This window comes from Thermanaeromonas sp. DSM 22490, from assembly GCF_056378755.1.
Map to the genome: position 1 here is coordinate 1 of NZ_JBJHHE010000050.1, position 3,594 is coordinate 3,594.

The 3,594-nt window shown below is 49.0% G+C and carries 4 protein-coding genes and 1 pseudogene; all 5 read left to right on the forward strand.

Annotation, left to right across the window (positions count from 1 at the left end; genetic code table 11):
* Nucleotides 1-269: pseudogene (locus tag AC1BI1_RS15140) on the forward strand (hypothetical protein); the annotation flags it as partial.
* Nucleotides 270-566: 297 nt separating this feature from the next.
* Nucleotides 567-800, forward strand: coding sequence for a helix-turn-helix domain-containing protein (locus AC1BI1_RS15145; RefSeq protein WP_476718141.1), 234 nt, complete (start codon nucleotides 567-569; stop codon nucleotides 798-800).
* 6 nt (nucleotides 801-806) lie between these two features.
* Complete coding sequence (locus AC1BI1_RS15150) at nucleotides 807-1,091, forward strand: type II toxin-antitoxin system RelE family toxin (RefSeq protein ID WP_476718142.1); 285 nt, start codon at nucleotides 807-809, stop codon at nucleotides 1,089-1,091.
* A gap of 222 nt (nucleotides 1,092-1,313) precedes the next feature.
* On the forward strand, nucleotides 1,314-2,792 hold the full coding sequence (gene istA, locus AC1BI1_RS15155; protein ID WP_476718143.1) for an IS21 family transposase: 1,479 nt from the start codon (nucleotides 1,314-1,316) through the stop codon (nucleotides 2,790-2,792).
* Nucleotides 2,793-3,533, forward strand: a complete 741-nt coding sequence (gene istB / locus AC1BI1_RS15160; protein WP_476718144.1) for an IS21-like element helper ATPase IstB — start codon at nucleotides 2,793-2,795, stop codon at nucleotides 3,531-3,533.
* Nucleotides 3,534-3,594 lie beyond the last annotated feature (61 nt).

Genomic DNA, 3,594 nt, shown 5'->3' on the forward strand with positions numbered 1-3,594 from the left:
TCTCATTGACCACACCCCCTAAGGTTATTATAGGTTCTACACGGAGATTTTCCAAACTGCTTAGGGGGCTAAATAGAGAAGATTGGGGCGATGAAGAAGACTGGGTTGATGACGATGACGAAGAGGACTGGGAGGAAGATGAGGAATGGGAGGAGGAGAAGCCGCGGCGGAGAAAAAGGGGTTCTAGGCGCCCCACCCCACGTAGGCTAGGAAAACCGGACGTGTTCATTGACACTGATAGAAATCTTGACCCACGTAGGCGCTTTTAAGAGAGGAGAAAATTAGGGGTCATGACCTGTCAGCGATTGTGGGTTCAGCCCCCGACTTTCCGTGAATACGGAGCATTCGGATTAGCCCATGAATGGGACTCATGGTCGAAACTAAAATGAGTGAGGGTCAACGATATGGTTTGACAGGCACTATTTAAGGGTCAGGAAAAACTCCTGGCCCTATTAATATCGTAACGAAAAAGGTGTTGTGAAAAAGTGTGTAAACGGCAAGCTATATATAAGTTTATATTGCTAGCATGAGTGATATAAAGTAAAATATTGCTGGAGGTGATCCCTTTGGAAATACTTACAGCCAAAGAGGCAGCCAAAATGCTAAAGATAAGCGAATATACCTTGCGGAAGTATGCCAAGAAAGGCAGAATACCAGCCCATAAGATCGGTAACCAGTGGCGGTTCTCCAAGGAAGAGCTTCTCGACTGGTTTCACGCTGCGGATTTAGATCTTCTGGCCGAGGAAGCCGAAAAGGAATACAGGAGCGGACAGACCGTAAGACTGTGGCCCAAGGAGTAGCCAGGTATGTGGGAGGTACACGGCACAAGAAGGGTAGTCAAAATCCTGGAAAAGCTTGAGGCAAACATCAGGGAAGCTGTAGAAAAGGGGTTTGCTGAGCTAAGCCAGCAACCGACTAAAGGGAAAATCTTACGTGGACATAAGGGTTTGCGGTCTCTGGCCGTGACCACGTTGGGAGGTGAGTACCGGATAGTATATACCCTTAAGCCGGAGGATAAAGTGGTTTTGGTTATTCTAGTAGGGCCCAGAGAGGGTTTTTATGAGCGGCTAAGTCGAATATTGCGTGAGTGAAGAGGTATTGGGGAGGAGGTGTCGGTGGTAATATAAAAAGGGACAAAAATGGGAAGAGAAAACTCTACAGTTATGGTAATAACAGCGGGACAAATATGGTAATAAAAAGTCCACAATTATGGGAAACAAAAATCCACACTTATGGGAAAGAAAATGGTACACAAGAAGGCCTAAGCCGTGCTATCCCTGAAGTAAAGCGAAGCTTTTCAGGGGGGATAGCCGGTGATAGAAGTGAGGGAGTGGGCTATGATACATACCTACTACCAAGAAGGGATGCCCATAAGCCGTATTGCCAAAGAGGTGGGGGTGGACCGCAAGACCGTATACCGGGCTTTATTGCAGGAGAACTACCAGGTAAAGGAGAGGAAAGCCAAATCCTCCATCCTTGACCCTTATAGACCTTACATAGAGGAGCGGTTGTCCAAGTACAACCTTACAGCCACCCGGCTATACCGGGAGATCAAGGCGCAAGGGTACAGCGGCTCCTATGATACAGTAAAGAAATTTGTAGCCTCCATAAGGGAGGAGCAGCCTGGACCGGCCTGCGTACGTTTCGAGACGGAACCCGGTGAGCAAGGCCAGGTGGACTGGTCTTTAATGGGGGAAGTAGAATGGGGGGGCAAGAAAGTTAAACTTTGGTGTTTTAGCATGGTGTTGAGTTACTCGCGGGCCATGTACATAGAGTTTACCACCTCCCAGGACCTGGTCACCTTTATCCGGTGCCATATTAACGGATTTAATTATCTTGGCGGGGTACCTTGGACCATTCTTTATGATAACCCCAAGACCGTGGTCCTTTCCCGGGAGGGACAGGCCATCCAGTGGAACCCGAAATTTTTAGATTTTAGCCGCACCTTCGGGTTTAGCCCTATTCTTTGCACACCAAGGAGGCCACAGACTAAAGGCAAGGTAGAACGGCCCTATCGTTATATCAAGCAAGACTTTTTCCTGGGGACAGAGTTTACTGACCTGACAGACTTAAACTCCAAGGCCCGTATCTGGCTTGATGAAGTAGCTAACTGCCGGGTGCACCGCACCACAGGAGAAGTGCCTTTTAAAAGGCTAAAGGAGGAGAAGTTAAGGCCCCTACCTCCTGGAGAGTACACCATTAACCTGGAAGAAGTGCGGAAAGTATCCAAGGATTTTGTAATAAGCTATGAGGGCAATTATTACTCGGTACCCTTCATCCTGGCTGGCAAAGAGGTAACGGTCAGGGACACGGGGCAGGAACTTTTAATCTTTTACCGTGGGGAGGAAGTAGCCCGGCACGCAAAAGTCCACGGGAAGGGGCAAATTATCCGGGACCCCCGGCATGAAGTGGGCATACCCCGGCCCTCCTACCCCAGCCGCATAGCAGAAGTGCGGGAGAGCTTCCTTGAGCATTTCCCTGAAGCTGAAGATTTTCTAGCCGGGGTAGTGCAGGCCAAGGCGGGTAATGCGAGGTATCACCTTGTAGAGGTCCTTAAGCTTTTAGAAGACTACCCCAAAGAAGTGGTGAGACAAGCCATTGCCCGGGCCACCGAGTATAAGGCCTTTGATGCCCGTACAGTGCGCAATATCTGCGCCCAGTACTTCAAAGAGCCTGCACAAGAATTTCCTGCTCCGCCCCCAGCTCCTACCGTTAAGACCAAAATAGAGATAGGCCAGGTAGCTGTGAGGCCCTTAGAAGAGTACGCTTTAGTTGCAGGAGGTGAAAATTAAGTGCTAGCAGCTGCTGAATACCAGGAGTTCCTGGCGAAACTAAAGATCTTACGCCTTTCTACCATAGCCGAAATATTGGACAGCGAACTCAAAGCTGCTGCCAGCGCCAATATGTCCTACCTGGATTTCCTGCGCCGTCTGATAGACCAAGAGCTAGAACAAAGGCAGCATAAGGCTGTCCAGACCAGGATAAATAAAAGCCGCATGCCGGCCATAAAAACTCTGGAGAGCTTCGACTTCTCTTTTCAGCCTTCTTTAAATCCACAGAAAATATGGGATCTGGCCACCTTGAACTTCATACGCCGGCATGAAAACGCATTGTTTCTTGGCCCGCCTGGGGTCGGAAAAACGCACTTAGCTCTTGGTCTGGGCTTAAAAGCCTGCCAGGCTGGGTATAAAGTTTTATTTACCACCCTAACCGATATGGCTGCAGTCTTACATGCCTCCCGGGCGGACGGCAGCTTCCTTTCGGCTTTGAAAACCTTTATAACACCAGACCTCCTGATTATAGACGAGATGGGGTATCTGCCCGTGGAAGCTCAAGTGGCCAATTACCTTTTTCAGGTGGTGGCCAGGAGATACGAGCAGGGCTCTATTATCATAACCAGCAATAAATCCTTTGCTGACTGGGGAGAGATGCTGGGCGACCCGGTGTTGGCCGGAGCCATCCTGGACCGCCTGCTTCATCATGCCACTGTGATTACTATCAATGGCCCTAGTTATCGCCTAAAAGCGTTGTGAAAAACTCATTTTAATTAGCAGGTATTAGCATATCGACATCGAAAATAGTAATGACATCTAC